At 55.9% G+C, this 17,327-nt stretch carries 14 protein-coding genes; all 14 read left to right on the top strand.

Translation table 11 applies throughout. From position 1 onward, the window contains the following. The first annotated feature begins 187 nt into the window (after positions 1 to 187). The 14 genes from rpoB to rpsC all read left to right on the top strand — a co-directional run bounded on the left by rpoB (position 188) and on the right by rpsC (position 17,325). A complete protein-coding gene (rpoB, locus tag ABTV22_RS26980; RefSeq protein ID WP_433737379.1) occupies positions 188 to 4,261 on the top strand; it encodes a DNA-directed RNA polymerase subunit beta in 4,074 nt (1,357 codons plus the stop codon). A gap of 64 nt (positions 4,262 to 4,325) precedes the next feature. Beyond that, positions 4,326 to 8,525 carry a DNA-directed RNA polymerase subunit beta' gene (gene rpoC / locus ABTV22_RS26975; protein WP_433737378.1) on the top strand — a complete coding sequence of 1,400 codons (4,200 nt, stop codon included), beginning with the start codon at positions 4,326 to 4,328 and terminating at the stop codon, positions 8,523 to 8,525. A 216-nt stretch (positions 8,526 to 8,741) separates the two neighbouring features. Then, positions 8,742 to 9,113, top strand: coding sequence for a 30S ribosomal protein S12 (rpsL, locus tag ABTV22_RS26970; protein WP_003186084.1), 372 nt, complete (start codon positions 8,742 to 8,744; stop codon positions 9,111 to 9,113). A 108-nt stretch (positions 9,114 to 9,221) separates the two neighbouring features. Next, on the top strand, positions 9,222 to 9,695 hold the full coding sequence (rpsG, locus tag ABTV22_RS26965; protein ID WP_433737377.1) for a 30S ribosomal protein S7: 474 nt from the start codon (positions 9,222 to 9,224) through the stop codon (positions 9,693 to 9,695). A gap of 30 nt (positions 9,696 to 9,725) precedes the next feature. Continuing rightward, complete coding sequence (fusA, locus tag ABTV22_RS26960; RefSeq protein WP_433737376.1) at positions 9,726 to 11,831, top strand: elongation factor G; 2,106 nt, start codon at positions 9,726 to 9,728, stop codon at positions 11,829 to 11,831. Positions 11,832 to 11,861: 30 nt separating this feature from the next. Then, a complete protein-coding gene (tuf, locus tag ABTV22_RS26955; RefSeq protein ID WP_433737375.1) occupies positions 11,862 to 13,055 on the top strand; it encodes an elongation factor Tu in 1,194 nt (397 codons plus the stop codon). A 156-nt stretch (positions 13,056 to 13,211) separates the two neighbouring features. After that, entirely contained in the window at positions 13,212 to 13,523 is a 312-nt protein-coding gene (gene rpsJ / locus ABTV22_RS26950) for a 30S ribosomal protein S10 (RefSeq protein WP_003186070.1), read from the top strand. 80 nt (positions 13,524 to 13,603) lie between these two features. Next, positions 13,604 to 14,239 carry a 50S ribosomal protein L3 gene (gene rplC / locus ABTV22_RS26945; RefSeq protein WP_433737374.1) on the top strand — a complete coding sequence of 212 codons (636 nt, stop codon included), beginning with the start codon at positions 13,604 to 13,606 and terminating at the stop codon, positions 14,237 to 14,239. 12 nt (positions 14,240 to 14,251) lie between these two features. Beyond that, positions 14,252 to 14,854: a 50S ribosomal protein L4 gene (rplD, locus tag ABTV22_RS26940; protein ID WP_433737373.1), complete on the top strand. Its 603-nt coding sequence runs from the start codon at positions 14,252 to 14,254 to the stop codon at positions 14,852 to 14,854. Further along, positions 14,851 to 15,150: a 50S ribosomal protein L23 gene (rplW, locus tag ABTV22_RS26935; protein WP_002555488.1), complete on the top strand. Its 300-nt coding sequence runs from the start codon at positions 14,851 to 14,853 to the stop codon at positions 15,148 to 15,150. The genes rplD and rplW overlap by 4 nt, the downstream gene beginning before the upstream one ends. A gap of 14 nt (positions 15,151 to 15,164) precedes the next feature. Then, entirely contained in the window at positions 15,165 to 15,989 is an 825-nt protein-coding gene (rplB, locus tag ABTV22_RS26930) for a 50S ribosomal protein L2 (RefSeq protein WP_016772943.1), read from the top strand. A gap of 16 nt (positions 15,990 to 16,005) precedes the next feature. Beyond that, on the top strand, positions 16,006 to 16,281 hold the full coding sequence (rpsS, locus tag ABTV22_RS26925; RefSeq protein WP_002555486.1) for a 30S ribosomal protein S19: 276 nt from the start codon (positions 16,006 to 16,008) through the stop codon (positions 16,279 to 16,281). Positions 16,282 to 16,292: 11 nt separating this feature from the next. After that, on the top strand, positions 16,293 to 16,625 hold the full coding sequence (rplV, locus tag ABTV22_RS26920) for a 50S ribosomal protein L22 (protein WP_003103908.1): 333 nt from the start codon (positions 16,293 to 16,295) through the stop codon (positions 16,623 to 16,625). A 13-nt stretch (positions 16,626 to 16,638) separates the two neighbouring features. Beyond that, a complete protein-coding gene (gene rpsC / locus ABTV22_RS26915; protein ID WP_007970424.1) occupies positions 16,639 to 17,325 on the top strand; it encodes a 30S ribosomal protein S3 in 687 nt (228 codons plus the stop codon). The last annotated feature ends 2 nt before the right edge of the window (positions 17,326 to 17,327 follow it).

The raw sequence follows: 17,327 nt of genomic DNA, 5'->3' as shown, positions 1-17,327 counted from the left end.
AGCGACAGGCTGATGGCTGGTGGCTCTTGCCACCGGCCTTTTTCCGTTATTGGCAGTCGACTGGGTCGGCGCTGGTAGCGAGCTGTAACCACCCGATGCGGTGGCGCAAACCATGGGGTTTGCACGATTTTCTGGCTGCTCCCGTCGGGAGGGCCAAACAAGCAGGTGACCAAGCTGGGGAACGCTGATGGCTTACTCATATACTGAGAAAAAACGTATCCGCAAGGACTTTAGCAAGTTGCCGGACGTCATGGATGTGCCTTACCTCCTGGCCATCCAGCTGGATTCGTATCGTGAATTCTTGCAAGCGGGAGCGACTAAAGATCAGTTCCGCGACGTGGGCCTGCATGCGGCCTTCAAATCCGTTTTCCCGATCATCAGCTACTCCGGCAATGCTGCGCTGGAGTACGTCGGTTATCGCCTGGGCGAACCGGCATTTGATGTCAAAGAATGCGTATTGCGCGGTGTAACTTACGCCGTACCTTTGCGGGTAAAAGTGCGCCTGATCATTTTCGACAAAGAGTCGTCGAACAAAGCGATCAAGGACATCAAAGAGCAAGAAGTCTACATGGGTGAAATCCCCCTGATGACTGAGAACGGTACCTTCGTAATCAACGGTACCGAGCGTGTAATCGTTTCCCAGCTGCACCGTTCCCCGGGCGTGTTCTTCGACCACGACCGTGGCAAGACGCATAGCTCCGGTAAACTGCTGTACTCCGCTCGCATTATTCCTTACCGCGGTTCGTGGCTGGACTTCGAGTTCGACCCGAAAGATTGCGTATTCGTGCGTATCGACCGTCGTCGCAAGCTGCCTGCATCGGTACTGCTGCGCGCGCTGGGCTATACCACCGAAGAAGTATTGGACGCGTTCTACACCACCAACGTATTCCATGTGAAAGGCGAGAGCCTGAGCCTGGAGTTGGTGCCTCAGCGCCTGCGCGGTGAAATCGCAGTCCTGGACATCCAGGACGACAAAGGCAAGGTTATTGTCGAGCAAGGTCGTCGTATTACCGCTCGCCACATCAACCAGCTGGAAAAAGCCGGGATCAAAGAGCTGGATGTGCCTCTGGACTACGTCCTGGGTCGCACTACCGCCAAGGTCATTGTGCATCCGGCTACCGGTGAAATTCTGGCAGAGTGCAATACCGAGCTGAGCACCGAGATCCTGGCGAAAGTCGCCAAGGCCGGCGTTGTTCGCATCGAGACTCTGTACACCAACGATATCGACTGCGGTCCGTTCGTCTCCGACACCTTGAAGATCGACTCCACCAGCAACCAATTGGAAGCGCTGGTCGAGATCTATCGCATGATGCGTCCTGGCGAGCCGCCAACCAAAGACGCTGCCGAGACCCTGTTCAACAACCTGTTCTTCAGCCCTGAGCGCTATGACCTGTCTGCGGTCGGCCGGATGAAGTTCAACCGTCGTATCGGTCGCACCGAAATCGAAGGTTCGGGCGTGCTGTGCAAGGAAGACATCGTCGCGGTACTGAAGACTCTGGTCGACATCCGTAACGGTAAAGGCATCGTCGATGACATCGACCACCTGGGTAACCGTCGTGTTCGCTGCGTAGGCGAAATGGCCGAGAACCAGTTCCGCGTTGGCCTGGTGCGTGTTGAGCGTGCGGTCAAAGAGCGTCTGTCGATGGCGGAAAGCGAAGGCCTGATGCCGCAAGACCTGATCAACGCCAAGCCAGTGGCTGCGGCGGTGAAAGAGTTCTTCGGTTCCAGTCAGCTGTCCCAGTTCATGGACCAGAACAACCCGCTGTCCGAGATCACCCACAAGCGTCGTGTCTCTGCACTCGGCCCAGGCGGTCTGACTCGTGAGCGTGCTGGCTTTGAAGTTCGTGACGTACACCCGACTCACTACGGTCGTGTATGCCCGATTGAAACGCCGGAAGGTCCGAACATCGGTCTGATCAACTCCCTGGCTGCTTATGCGCGCACCAACCAATACGGCTTCCTGGAAAGCCCGTACCGCGTGGTGAAAGAGGGTGTGGTCACTGACGACATCGTGTTCCTGTCCGCCATTGAAGAAGCCGATCACGTGATCGCGCAGGCTTCGGCGACCATGAACGAGAACAAGGTTCTGATCGACGAGCTGGTAGCTGTTCGTCACCTGAACGAATTCACCGTTAAGGCGCCGGAAGACGTCACCTTGATGGACGTATCGCCGAAGCAGGTAGTTTCGGTCGCTGCGTCGCTGATTCCGTTCCTCGAGCACGACGACGCCAACCGTGCATTGATGGGTTCGAACATGCAGCGTCAAGCTGTACCGACCCTGCGCGCTGACAAGCCGCTGGTAGGTACCGGCATGGAGCGTAACGTAGCCCGCGACTCCGGCGTTTGCGTCGTTGCTCGTCGTGGTGGCGTGATCGACTCTGTCGACGCCAGCCGTATCGTGGTTCGCGTTGCCGATGACGAAGTGGAAACCGGTGAAGCCGGTGTCGACATCTACAACCTGACCAAATACACCCGCTCCAACCAGAACACCTGCATCAACCAGCGTCCGCTGGTGCGTAAGGGTGATCGGGTTCAGCGTAGCGACATCATGGCCGACGGTCCGTCCACCGACATGGGTGAACTGGCATTGGGTCAGAACATGCGCATCGCGTTCATGGCATGGAACGGCTTCAACTTCGAAGACTCCATCTGCCTGTCCGAGCGTGTGGTTCAGGAAGACCGCTTCACCACGATCCACATTCAGGAACTGACCTGTGTGGCCCGTGACACCAAGCTTGGCCCAGAGGAAATCACCGCCGACATCCCGAACGTGGGTGAAGCGGCACTGAACAAGCTGGACGAAGCCGGTATCGTTTACGTAGGTGCTGAAGTTGGCGCAGGCGACATCCTGGTCGGTAAGGTCACTCCGAAAGGCGAGACCCAACTGACTCCGGAAGAAAAACTGCTGCGTGCGATCTTCGGTGAAAAAGCCAGCGACGTTAAAGACACCTCCCTGCGTGTACCTACCGGTACCAAGGGCACTGTTATCGACGTACAGGTCTTCACCCGCGACGGCGTTGAGCGTGACGCTCGTGCCCTGTCGATCGAGAAGTCCCAGCTGGATGAGATCCGCAAGGACCTGAACGAAGAGTTCCGTATCGTTGAAGGTGCTACTTTCGAACGTCTGCGCTCCGCTCTGGTCGGCCACAAAGCCGAAGGCGGCGCCGGTCTGAAGAAAGGCCAGGACATCACCGATGAAGTGCTCGACGGTCTTGAGCATGGCCAGTGGTTCAAACTGCGCATGGCTGAAGATGCTCTGAACGAGCAGCTCGAGAAAGCTCAGGCCTACATCGTTGATCGTCGCCGTCTGCTGGACGACAAGTTCGAAGACAAGAAGCGCAAACTGCAGCAGGGTGATGACCTGGCTCCAGGCGTGCTGAAAATCGTCAAGGTTTACCTGGCAATCCGTCGTCGCATCCAGCCTGGCGACAAGATGGCCGGTCGTCACGGTAACAAGGGTGTGGTCTCTGTGATCATGCCGGTTGAAGACATGCCGCACGATGCCAATGGCACCCCGGTCGACGTCGTCCTTAACCCGTTGGGCGTACCTTCGCGTATGAACGTCGGTCAGATCCTTGAAACCCACTTGGGCCTCGCGGCCAAAGGTCTGGGCGAGAAGATCAACCGCATGGTTGAAGAGCAGCGCAAAGTCGCTGAGCTGCGCACCTTCCTGGATGAAATCTACAACCAGATCGGTGGTCGCAACGAAGCGCTGGATACGTTCTCCGACCAGGAAATCCTGGATCTGGCTCAAAACCTGCGTGGCGGCGTTCCAATGGCCACTCCAGTGTTCGACGGTGCCAAGGAAAGCGAAATCAAGGCCATGCTGAAACTGGCAGACCTGCCAGAAAGCGGCCAGATGCAGCTGACCGACGGCCGTACCGGCAACAAGTTCGAGCGCCCGGTTACCGTTGGCTACATGTACATGCTGAAGCTGAACCACTTGGTAGACGACAAGATGCACGCGCGTTCTACCGGTTCGTACAGCCTGGTTACCCAGCAGCCGCTGGGTGGTAAGGCGCAGTTCGGTGGTCAGCGTTTCGGGGAGATGGAGGTCTGGGCACTGGAAGCATACGGTGCTGCTTACACTCTGCAAGAAATGCTCACAGTGAAGTCGGACGATGTGAACGGCCGTACCAAGATGTACAAAAACATCGTGGACGGCGATCACCGTATGGAGCCGGGCATGCCCGAGTCCTTCAACGTGTTGATCAAGGAAATTCGTTCCCTCGGCATCGATATCGATCTGGAAACCGAATAACACGTGACGCGAATCGAGAGCGGGGCAGGACTGCCCGCTCTCTGCTCCGCCAGGAGGAAAGGCCTTGAAAGACCTACTGAATTTGCTGAAAAACCAGGGTCAAGTCGAAGAGTTCGACGCCATCCGTATCGGATTGGCATCGCCTGAGATGATCCGTTCGTGGTCGTTCGGTGAAGTTAAAAAGCCGGAAACCATCAACTACCGTACGTTCAAGCCTGAGCGTGACGGCCTGTTCTGCGCCAAGATCTTTGGCCCGGTAAAGGATTACGAGTGCCTGTGCGGTAAGTACAAGCGCTTGAAGCACCGCGGTGTGATCTGCGAGAAGTGCGGCGTTGAAGTCGCACTGGCAAAAGTTCGTCGTGAGCGCATGGCGCACATCGAGCTGGCCTCGCCGGTTGCCCACATCTGGTTCCTGAAATCGCTGCCGTCCCGTATCGGTTTGCTGATGGACATGACCCTGCGTGATATCGAACGCGTTCTCTATTTCGAGAGCTATGTCGTTATCGATCCAGGCATGACCACCCTTGAAAAAGGTCAGCTGCTGAACGACGAGCAGTACTTCGAAGCGCTGGAAGAGTTCGGCGACGATTTCGATGCCCGTATGGGTGCCGAAGCTGTCCGCGAGCTGCTGCACGCTATCGACCTGGAGCATGAGATTGGCCGTCTGCGTGAAGAAATTCCGCAAACCAACTCTGAAACCAAAATCAAGAAGCTGTCCAAGCGTCTGAAGTTGATGGAAGCCTTCCAGGGTTCCGGCAACCTGCCAGAGTGGATGGTGCTGACCGTTCTGCCGGTTCTGCCGCCAGATCTGCGTCCACTGGTCCCGCTGGATGGTGGTCGCTTCGCGACTTCCGACCTCAACGATCTGTATCGTCGAGTGATCAACCGTAACAACCGCTTGAAGCGCCTGCTGGATCTGTCCGCTCCGGACATCATCGTGCGCAACGAAAAGCGTATGTTGCAGGAAGCTGTCGATGCGCTGCTCGACAACGGTCGCCGTGGTCGTGCTATCACCGGTTCGAACAAGCGTCCTCTGAAATCCCTGGCCGACATGATCAAGGGTAAGCAGGGTCGTTTCCGTCAGAACTTGCTCGGTAAGCGTGTTGACTACTCCGGTCGTTCGGTAATTACCGTAGGCCCGACCCTGCGTCTGCACCAGTGCGGTCTGCCGAAGAAGATGGCTCTCGAGCTGTTCAAGCCGTTCATTTTCGGCAAGCTGGAAATGCGTGGTCTCGCGACCACCATCAAAGCTGCCAAGAAGATGGTCGAGCGCGAGCTGCCGGAAGTTTGGGACGTTCTCGCTGAAGTCATTCGCGAACACCCGGTTCTCCTCAACCGTGCACCGACCCTTCACCGTCTGGGTATCCAGGCGTTTGAACCGGTACTGATCGAAGGTAAGGCTATCCAGCTGCACCCTCTGGTCTGTGCTGCGTACAACGCCGACTTCGACGGCGACCAAATGGCCGTGCACGTACCGCTGACGCTGGAAGCCCAGCTGGAAGCGCGTGCGTTGATGATGTCGACCAACAACATCCTGTCGCCAGCCAACGGTGAGCCAATCATCGTTCCGTCGCAGGACGTTGTATTGGGTCTGTACTACATGACTCGTGAAGCGATCAACGCCAAGGGCGAAGGTCGTGTGTTCGCGGATCTGCAAGAAGTTGACCGCGTGTTCCGTGCCGGCGAAGCCGCGCTGCATGCGAAAGTCAAAGTGCGGATCAACGAAACCGTCAACGATCGTGACGGCGGCAGCGTGACCAACACCCGTATCGTCGACACCACTGTCGGCCGTGCGCTGTTGTTCCAGGTTGTGCCAAAAGGTCTGTCCTTCGACGTCGTCAACTTGCCGATGAAGAAAAAGGCGATCTCCAAGCTGATCAACCAGTGCTACCGCGTGGTTGGTCTGAAAGAGACCGTGATCTTCGCTGACCAGTTGATGTACACCGGTTTTGCCTATTCGACCATTTCCGGCGTTTCCATCGGTGTTAACGACTTCGTTATCCCGGATGAAAAAGCACGCATCATCGGTACTGCTACCGACGAAGTGAAAGAGATCGAAAGCCAGTACGCCTCCGGCCTGGTAACCCAGGGCGAGAAGTACAACAAAGTGATCGACCTTTGGTCCAAGGCGAACGACGAAGTTTCCAAGGCGATGATGGCCAACCTCTCGAAAGAGAAAGTCATCGACCGTCATGGTGTCGAAGTCGACCAGGAGTCCTTCAACTCGATGTACATGATGGCCGACTCGGGTGCACGGGGTTCTGCTGCGCAGATCCGTCAGCTCGCCGGTATGCGTGGCCTGATGGCCAAGCCGGACGGCTCCATCATCGAAACGCCGATTACTGCGAACTTCCGTGAAGGTTTGAGCGTACTTCAGTACTTCATCTCCACTCACGGTGCTCGTAAAGGTCTGGCGGATACCGCGTTGAAAACGGCGAACTCCGGTTACCTGACTCGTCGTCTGGTAGACGTGGCGCAAGATCTGGTTGTAACCGAGATCGATTGCGGCACCGAGCATGGCCTGCTGATGACGCCGCACATTGAAGGCGGTGACGTAGTAGAGCCGTTGGGTGAGCGCGTATTGGGTCGTGTTATCGCCCGTGACGTATTCAAGCCAGGTACCGAGGACGTCATCGTTCCTGCCGGCACCCTGGTAGATGAGAAGTGGGTCGAGTTCATCGAGCTGAACAGCATCGACGAAGTGATCGTGCGTTCACCGATCAGCTGCGAAACCCGCTATGGCATTTGCGCCAAGTGCTACGGCCGCGATTTGGCTCGTGGTCACCAGGTGAACATCGGTGAAGCGGTCGGCGTTATCGCTGCCCAGTCCATCGGTGAGCCGGGTACCCAGCTGACGATGCGTACGTTCCACATCGGTGGTGCGGCAAGCCGGACCTCTGCAGCCGACAGCGTTCAGGTGAAGAATGGCGGTACTGTCCGTCTGCACAACTTGAAGCACGTTGAGCGAGTGGATGGTCATCTGGTTGCCGTGTCCCGTTCCGGTGAGCTGGCCATCGCTGATGACTTCGGTCGTGAGCGTGAGCGTTACAAGCTGCCGTACGGTGCGGTGATTTCGGTTAAAGAAGGTGACAAGGTCGACGCTGGCGCAATCGTGGCCAAGTGGGATCCGCACACTCACCCGATCGTTACTGAAATGAAAGGTACCGTGACCTACGTGGGCATGGAAGAAGGCATCACGATCAAGCGTCAGACTGACGAATTGACCGGTATGACCAACATTGAAGTACTTGACGCGAAAGATCGTCCAGCTGCTGGCAAGGACATCCGTCCTGCCGTGAAGATGGTTGATGATAACGGCAAGGATCTGTTGCTGCCGGGCACTGACGTTATCGCTCAGTACTTCCTGCCAGCCAACGCCTTTGTCGGTGTGGCGGACGGTGCGAAAATCGCGATCGGTGACGTTATTGCGCGTATTCCGCAAGAGACTTCGAAAACTCGCGACATCACCGGTGGTCTGCCGCGTGTTGCTGACTTGTTCGAAGCGCGTCGTCCGAAAGAAGCGTCGATTCTGGCAGAAGTCAGCGGCACCATCGCGTTCGGTAAAGAGACCAAGGGCAAGCGCCGTCTGGTTATTACCCCGAACGACGGTAGTGATCCGTACGAAGAGCTGATTCCGAAGTGGCGTCACCTGAACGTCTTCGAAGGCGAACAGGTAAACCGCGGCGAAGTTATCTCCGACGGTCCAAGCGATCCACACGACATCCTGCGTCTGCTGGGTGTGAGTGCGCTGGCCAAGTACATCGTTAACGAAATCCAGGACGTTTACCGTCTGCAAGGCGTGAAGATCAACGATAAGCACATCGAGACCATCCTGCGTCAGATGCTGCGTAAAGTTGAGATCTCCGAGTCCGGTGATTCCAGCTTCATCAAGGGCGACCAGATGGAACTGACGCACGTACTGGTAGAGAACGAACGCCTGAATACGGAAGACAAGTTTGTCGCCAAGTTCACCCGCGTTCTGCTGGGTATCACCAAGGCGTCGTTGTCGACCGAATCGTTCATCTCGGCGGCTTCCTTCCAGGAAACCACCCGCGTGTTGACCGAGGCGGCAGTAACCGGCAAGCGTGACTACCTGCGCGGCCTGAAAGAAAACGTGGTCGTGGGTCGTCTGATCCCGGCTGGTACCGGCCTGGCGTATCACAGCGAGCGTAAGCGCCGCCGTGATGCAGACAAGCCGTTGCGCGTAAGCGCCAGTGAAGTGGAAGCTGCACTGACCGAAGCGCTGAACTCGAGCGGTAACTGAGTTCTGCGGTAAATGAGAGTAAGGCCCTGGTCGCTCCGTTCATCGAATCGAGACAGTTTGTCGAGATTGGATGAGCGGGGAGGGCGGGGCCTTGCCTTGACTGGGGGCAAGATCCTCTTTAGACTCTTGTACCCCTAAATTTGGCGGGGATTCGTTCCTGCCATTTTGCTTTTCTTGCAAGACAATAGCGTCGCAAGACAACAGTGGAGCTAGTAGATGGCAACTATCAACCAGCTGGTACGTCAGCCGCGTAAGCGTATCGTCGAGAAATCCGACGTGCCTGCGCTGCAGAACTGCCCGCAACGCCGTGGCGTGTGCACCCGTGTGTACACCACCACGCCGAAAAAACCTAACTCGGCACTGCGTAAAGTATGCCGTGTGCGCCTGACCAACGGTTTCGAGGTTTCCTCGTACATCGGTGGTGAAGGCCACAACCTGCAAGAGCACAGCGTGGTCCTGATCCGCGGCGGTCGTGTAAAAGACTTGCCAGGTGTTCGTTACCACACCGTTCGCGGTTCGTTGGATACTTCCGGTGTTAAAGGTCGTAACCAGGGTCGTTCGAAGTACGGTACCAAGCGTCCGAAGTAATCGGCCGTTTTGCAGTTATTCATTTTATTGAGTCGATAAGAGTAAGGTCGGGCACGTATCCGCAGGATCTGTCCCGGGCTAACCTGAAGACCGTTTGAGGGCTTATCAATGCCAAGACGTCGCGTAGCAGCAAAGCGTGAGATTCTGGACGATCCGAAATACGGAAGCCAAATCCTCGCCAAATTCATGAACCACGTTATGGAAAGCGGCAAGAAAGCCGTTGCCGAGCGTATCGTTTATGGTGCCCTGGAAACTGTTGCGGCTCGTAAGAGCGGAACCGATCCCCTGGAACTCTTCGAAAAAGCACTCGACGCCATCGCTCCGCTGGTCGAAGTGAAGTCGCGCCGCGTTGGTGGTGCTACTTACCAGGTTCCGGTCGAGGTTCGTCCTTCCCGTCGTAACGCTCTGGCAATGCGCTGGCTGGTAGACTTCGCCCGTAAGCGTGGCGAGAAGTCCATGGCTCTGCGTTTGGCTGGCGAACTGTTGGACGCCGCTGAAGGTAAAGGTGCTGCAGTTAAGAAGCGTGAAGACGTGCACCGTATGGCTGAGGCCAACAAGGCTTTCTCGCACTACCGCTTCTAATTTTAGCGTCACTCATTTTGCGAGGGCTTTATGGCTCGTACTACACCGATTAATCGCTACCGTAACATCGGTATCGTTGCTCACGTGGATGCTGGTAAAACCACCACCACCGAGCGCGTCCTTTTTTACACTGGCAAAAGCCACAAGATGGGCGAAGTGCATGACGGCGCTGCGACCACTGACTGGATGGTTCAGGAGCAGGAGCGTGGTATTACCATTACTTCTGCTGCCATTACCGCCTTCTGGCAGGGTTCCGCCAAGCAGCACAAGGACCAGTACCGCTTCAACGTTATCGATACCCCGGGTCACGTAGACTTCACCATTGAAGTTGAGCGTTCCCTGCGTGTACTCGACGGCGCTGTCGTTGTGTTCTGTGGCACCTCTGGCGTTGAGCCGCAGTCCGAAACCGTATGGCGTCAAGCCAACAAGTACGGCGTTCCACGTATTGTTTACGTGAACAAGATGGACCGTGCCGGTGCAAACTTCCTGCGCGTGATCGGTCAGATCAAGCAGCGTCTGGGTCACACCCCGGTGCCAATCCAGTTGGCAATTGGTTCCGAAGACAACTTCCAGGGTCAGATCGATCTGATGACCATGGAAGCGGTTTACTGGAACGACGCTGACAAGGGCATGACTCCACGTCGCGAAGCTATCCCTGCTGAACTGCAGGAGCTGGCTGAAGAGTGGCGCAACAACATGGTTGAGGCTGCGGCCGAAGCCAGCGAAGAGCTGATGAACAAGTACCTCGAAGGGGAAGAGCTCTCCATCGAGGAAATCAAGGGCGCTCTGCGTCAGCGTACTATCGCTGGCGAAATCGTTCTGGCTGTTTGCGGTTCTTCCTTCAAGAACAAGGGTGTTCCCCTGGTTCTCGACGCCGTTATCGACTACCTGCCGGCACCGACCGACATTCCAGCCATCAAGGGTACCGACCCGGATGACGAGGAAGTTCAGATGGAGCGGCACGCAGACGACAACGAGCCGTTCTCGGCTCTGGCGTTCAAGATCGCTACCGACCCGTTCGTGGGTACCTTGACCTTCGTCCGCGTTTACTCGGGCGTGTTGGCTTCCGGCGACGGCGTGATCAACTCGGTCAAAGGCAAGAAAGAGCGCGTGGGTCGTATGGTGCAAATGCACGCAAACGCCCGCGAAGAGATCAAGGAAGTGCGCGCTGGTGACATCGCGGCTCTGATCGGCATGAAGGACGTCACCACCGGTGAGACCTTGTGCAACGCTGACAAGCCAATCATCCTGGTTCGCATGGACTTCCCGGAGCCGGTAATTTCGGTAGCCGTTGAGCCTAAGACCAAGGATGACCAGGAAAAAATGGGTATCGCACTGGGCAAACTTGCTCAGGAAGACCCGTCTTTCCGCGTCAAGACTGATGAAGAGACTGGTCAAACGATCATCTCCGGCATGGGCGAGCTGCACCTGGACATCCTGGTTGACCGGATGCGCCGTGAGTTCAACGTCGAAGCCAACATCGGTAAGCCTCAGGTTTCGTATCGTGAGCGCATCACGAAGAACTGCGAAATCGAAGGCAAGTTCGTTCGTCAGTCCGGCGGTCGTGGCCAGTTCGGTCATTGCTGGATTCGCTTTGCTCCTGCTGACGAAGGTCAGGAAGGTCTGCAATTCCTGAACGAAGTAGTGGGTGGTGTGGTTCCTAAGGAATACATCCCGGCGATCCAGAAGGGTATCGAAGAGCAGATGAAGAACGGCGTTGTTGCCGGCTATCCGCTGATCGGCCTGAAGGCTACCGTGTTTGATGGTTCTTACCACGACGTCGACTCGAACGAGATGGCGTTTAAGGTGGCTGCTTCCATGGCGACCAAGCAACTGGCCCAGAAGGGCGGTGGTGAGTTGCTCGAGCCGATCATGGCGGTAGAGGTTGTTACGCCTGAAGACTATATGGGTGACGTGATGGGCGACCTTAACCGTCGTCGCGGCATGATCTTGGGTATGGAAGACACGGTCTCCGGTAAAGTAATTCGTGCCGAAGTTCCGCTTGGCGAGATGTTCGGTTATGCGACCGACGTTCGTTCCATGTCTCAGGGTCGCGCAAGCTACTCTATGGAATTCAAAAAATACAATACAGCTCCGTCGCACATCGTCGAAACTGTAACCAAAAAACAAGGCTGATTCAGTCCTTTAGGCAAGGAGTTAATTGTCGTGGCTAAAGAAAAATTTGATCGTTCCCTACCGCACGTCAACGTTGGCACCATTGGTCACGTTGACCACGGTAAAACCACTCTGACTGCTGCTCTGACTCGCGTTTGCTCCGAAGTTTTCGGTTCCGCAATCGTTGAATTCGACAAGATCGACAGCGCTCCAGAAGAGAAAGCTCGCGGTATCACCATCAACACCGCGCACGTCGAGTACAACTCGAACATTCGTCACTACGCTCACGTTGACTGCCCAGGTCACGCTGACTACGTGAAGAACATGATCACCGGTGCTGCCCAGATGGACGGCGCGATCCTGGTTTGCTCGGCCGCTGATGGTCCGATGCCACAAACCCGTGAGCACATCCTGCTGTCCCGTCAGGTAGGCGTTCCGTACATCGTGGTTTTCCTGAACAAGGCTGACCTGGTAGACGACGCTGAGCTGCTGGAACTGGTTGAGATGGAAGTTCGCGACCTGCTGTCCACTTACGACTTCCCAGGCGACGACACTCCGATCATCATCGGTTCCGCTCGTATGGCGCTGGAAGGCAAAGACGACAACGAAATGGGCACTACCGCTGTTAAGAAGCTGGTAGAGACTCTGGACAGCTACATCCCAGAGCCAGAGCGTGCTATCGACAAGCCGTTCCTGATGCCAATCGAAGACGTATTCTCGATCTCCGGTCGCGGTACTGTTGTAACTGGTCGTATCGAGCGCGGTATCGTTCGCGTTCAAGATGCACTGGAAATCGTTGGTCTGCGTGACACCACCACCACTACCTGCACCGGTGTTGAGATGTTCCGTAAGCTGCTCGACGAAGGTCGTGCTGGCGAGAACTGCGGCGTTCTGCTGCGTGGCACCAAGCGTGACGACGTTGAGCGTGGCCAGGTTCTGGTTAAGCCAGGTTCGGTTAAGCCGCACACCAAGTTCACCGCAGAAGTTTACGTTCTGAGCAAGGAAGAAGGCGGTCGTCACACTCCGTTCTTCAAAGGCTACCGTCCACAGTTCTACTTCCGTACTACTGACGTGACCGGTAACTGCGAGCTGCCAGAAGGCGTTGAAATGGTAATGCCAGGCGATAACATTCAAATGACTGTTACCCTGATCAAAACCATCGCAATGGAAGACGGTCTGCGCTTCGCAATCCGTGAAGGCGGCCGTACCGTTGGTGCTGGCGTTGTAGCTAAAATCATCGAGTAATCTCTTTTTGAGATAGCTTCGATGCTTTGAAAAAGCCCCCGCTCAGCGGGGGCTTTTTTATTGGGTTGACACCTATCTGGGGCGTCTATAGAATTGCGCCTCCTTTTAACGGGCGTATTGCGCCCGGTGGGAATAGCAGCCGGAGTCTGAAATCCAATGCAAAATCAGCAAATCCGTATCAGGTTGAAGGCTTTCGACCATCGCCTGATCGACCAATCAACCCAGGAAATCGTGGAAACCGCGAAACGTACTGGTGCTCAAGTGCGTGGTCCAATTCCACTGCCTACCCGTAAAGAGCGGTTCACCGTTCTGGTCTCCCCGCACGTCAACAAAGACGCGCGTGACCAGTACGAGATCCGTACTCATAAGCGTGTTCTGGACATCGTTCAGCCAACGGATAAAACCGTTGATGCACTTATGAAGCTCGATCTTGCGGCCGGTGTGGAAGTGCAGATCAGCCTCGGCTAAGACTCGGTCTTAGTCGTGTAACGCTCTGAAATGGGCGGCCATAGCGGGTGAAAGCCCCGTACACTCATGAGGTTTACAACATGACTATTGGTGTAGTCGGTCGAAAAGCGGGTATGACCCGTATTTTCACCGAAGAAGGTGTCTCCATTCCGGTCACGGTCATTGAGATCGAGCCGAATCGCGTCACCCAGTTCAAAACTGAAGAGACCGATGGCTATCGTGCAGTGCAAGTCACTGTCGGCGAGCGTCGCGCTTCGCGTGTAACAGCAGCTCAGGCTGGCCACTTCGCCAAGGCGAACGTTGCCGCTGGTCGTACCGTAATGGAATTCCGCCTTGCAGATGGCGAATACCAGGCCGGCGATCTGATCAACGCTGAAATCTTTGCCGCTGGTCAACTGGTTGATGTGACCGGTCAGTCCAAGGGTAAAGGCTTCCAGGGTACGATCAAGCGTTGGAATTTCCGCGGGCAAGATAACACCCACGGTAACTCCGTATCCCACCGCGTTCCAGGCTCTATCGGCCAGTGCCAGACTCCTGGTCGTGTATTCAAGGGCAAAAAAATGTCCGGTCATATGGGCGCTGAGCGCGTGACCGTGCAGTCCCTCGAAGTAGTGCGCGTGGACGCTGAACGCAATCTGTTGTTGGTCAAGGGCGCTGTTCCTGGCGCTACTGGCGGCAACGTGGTTGTACGTCCAGCAGCCAAGGCTCGCGGTTAAGGGGAAGCTGACATGCAATTAAATGTAAATGACGCTCAAGCGATCGAAGTTTCCGAACTGACATTTGGCGGCGAATTCAACGAGACGCTGGTTCACCAAGCAGTCGTGGCCTACATGGCCGGCGGCCGTCAAGGTAGCAAGCAGCAAAAGACCCGTTCCGACGTTCGTGGTGGCGGTAAGCGCCCGTGGCGTCAGAAAGGTACTGGCCGCGCTCGTGCTGGTACTATCCGTAGCCCAATCTGGCGTGGCGGCGGTACCACTTTCGCAGCTCGTCCTCAAGATCACTCCCAGAAGCTGAACAAGAAGATGTATCGCGCAGCAATGCGTTCCATCCTTGCTGAGCTGGTGCGTACTGATCGTCTGGTCGTGGTTCAGGATTTCGCCGTTGAGACGCCGAAAACCAAAGACCTGCTGGGCAAGCTGAGCAACATGAGCCTGACCGATGTTCTGATCGTTTCGGACGCTGTTGATCAGAACCTGTACCTGGCTGCTCGCAACCTGCCACACGTAGATGTACGTGACGTGCAAGGTTCCGATCCAGTTAGTCTGATCGCATACGACAAGGTGTTGATCACCGTGTCGGCCGTGAAGAAATTCGAGGAGCTGCTGGGATGAACCAGGAACGCGTATTTAAAGTTCTGCTTGGCCCGCACGTTTCCGAGAAGGCTACGGTTCTGGCAGACAAGAAAGGTCAGTTCGTTTTCAAGGTTGCTACTGATGCAACCAAGCTGGAAATCAAGAAGGCCGTCGAAAGCCTGTTCAGCGTGAAAGTAGAGCGTGTCACTACCCTGAATGTTCTGGGTAAGAGCAAGCGCACTGCTCGCGGTCTGGGCAAGCGTAATGACTGGAAGAAGGCAGTTATCTCCCTTCAGCCAGGCCAAGATCTCGATTTCAGCAGCAGTGCTGAGTAAGGAAGGGGTGCATCATGGCAATCGTTAAATGCAAACCGACTTCCCCTGGCCGCCGTTTTGTGGTCAAGGTGGTCAACCAGGAGCTGCATAAAGGCGCTCCTCACGCACCGCTGCTCGAGAAGAAATCGAAGTCTGGTGGTCGTAACAACAATGGCCGTATTACCACTCGTCACATCGGTGGTGGTCATAAGCAGCATTACCGTATGGTCGATTTTCGTCGCAACGACAAAGATGGCATCGTCGCCACTGTCGAGCGTATTGAATACGATCCAAACCGTACTGCTCACATCGCACTGCTGTGCTATGCAGACGGCGAGCGCCGCTACATCATCGCCCCTAAAGGCGTGAGTGCTGGCGACCAGCTGATCGCAGGTGCTCTGGCGCCGATCAAGCCGGGCAACGCTCTGCAACTGCGTAACATTCCAGTTGGTAGCACCGTACACGGCATCGAATTGAAGCCAGGTAAAGGCGCACAGATCGCTCGTTCCGCTGGTGCTTCGGCTCAGCTGATCGCCCGTGAAGGCGTTTACGTGACCCTGCGTCTGCGTTCTGGTGAGATGCGTAAAGTGCTGGCTGAATGCCGTGCGACCCTGGGCGAAGTCTCGAACTCCGAGCACAGCCTGCGTTCGCTGGGTAAAGCTGGTGCCAAACGCTGGCGTGGCGTTCGCCCAACCGTTCGTGGTGTTGCCATGAACCCGGTTGACCACCCACATGGTGGTGGTGAAGGTCGTACCTCTGGTGGTCGTCATCCGGTATCGCCATGGGGCTTCCCGACTAAGGGCGCGAAGACTCGTGGTAATAAGCGTACCGACAAAATGATCGTCCGTCGTCGCAAGTAAATAGAGGGATACGACAGTGCCACGTTCTCTGAAAAAAGGTCCTTTTATCGATCTTCACCTATTGAAGAAGATCGAAGTGGCGGCGGAAAAGAACGATCGCAAACCAGTTAAAACCTGGTCGCGCCGTTCGATGATCCTGCCACAAATGGTCGGTCTGACCATCGCTGTACACAACGGTCGTCAGCACGTCCCAGTTCTCGTGAACGAAGACATGGTCGGCCACAAACTGGGCGAGTTCGCCGGTACCCGCACCTATCGCGGGCACGTGGCAGACAAGAAAGCCAAGCGTTAAGGGGTTAGGAAATGGAAGTAGCCGCTAAGTTGTCGGGCGCTCGAATCTCCGCCCAGAAAGCCCGCTTGGTCGCCGACCAGATCCGCGGGAAGAAGGTGGGCGAAGCGCTCAACCTGTTGGCTTTCAGCAGTAAGAAAGCCGCCGAGATCATGAAGAAAGTGCTGGAGTCGGCCGTAGCCAACGCCGAGCATAACGAAGGCGCAGACGTTGATGACCTGAAGGTCAGCACCGTTTTCGTCAACGAAGGGCGTTCGCTGAAGCGCATCATGCCGCGTGCCAAAGGCCGTGCTGATCGCATCGTCAAGCGGTCTTGCCATATCACTGTCAAGGTTGCTGACAAGTAACGGAGTCGAAGAGATGGGTCAGAAAGTACATCCCATTGGCATTCGCCTGGGAATCGTCAAGGAGCACACCTCCGTCTGGTACGCAGACGGTCGGACTTATGCGGACTATTTGCTCGCAGATCTGAATGTGCGTGAGTATCTCCAAGACAAACTAAAAAGCGCGTCCGTAAGCCGTATCGATATCCATCGTCCGGCCCAAACTGCACGCATCACCATCCACACCGCTCGTCCAGGTATCGTTATCGGGAAGAAAGGTGAAGATGTTGAGAAACTGCGTCAGGACCTGACCAAGCAAATGGGTGTGCCTGTGCACATCAATATCGAAGAGATCCGCAAGCCGGAACTCGACGGTATGCTGGTTGCGCAGAGCGTAGCTCAGCAGCTGGAGCGTCGCGTAATGTTCCGCCGCGCCATGAAGCGCGCTGTACAGAACGCCATGCGCATTGGTGCCAAAGGCATCAAAATCCAAGTGAGCGGTCGTCTCGGCGGTGCTGAAATCGCACGTACTGAATGGTATCGCGAAGGTCGTGTGCCACTGCACACCCTGCGTGCCGACATCGACTATGCCAACTACGAAGCTCACACCACCTACGGTGTGATCGGTGTAAAGGTTTGGATCTTCAAAGGCGAAGTAATTGGTGGTCGCCAAGAAGAGCTGAAGCCACAAGCACCAGCGCCTCGTAAAAAAGCTGCTAAGTAAGG

Origin of the sequence: Pseudomonas putida (genome assembly GCF_050990305.1) — a bacterium.
Lineage (GTDB): Bacteria > Pseudomonadota > Gammaproteobacteria > Pseudomonadales > Pseudomonadaceae > Aquipseudomonas > Aquipseudomonas putida_AH.
This window is presented reverse-complemented; position numbering and strand designations above follow the sequence as displayed.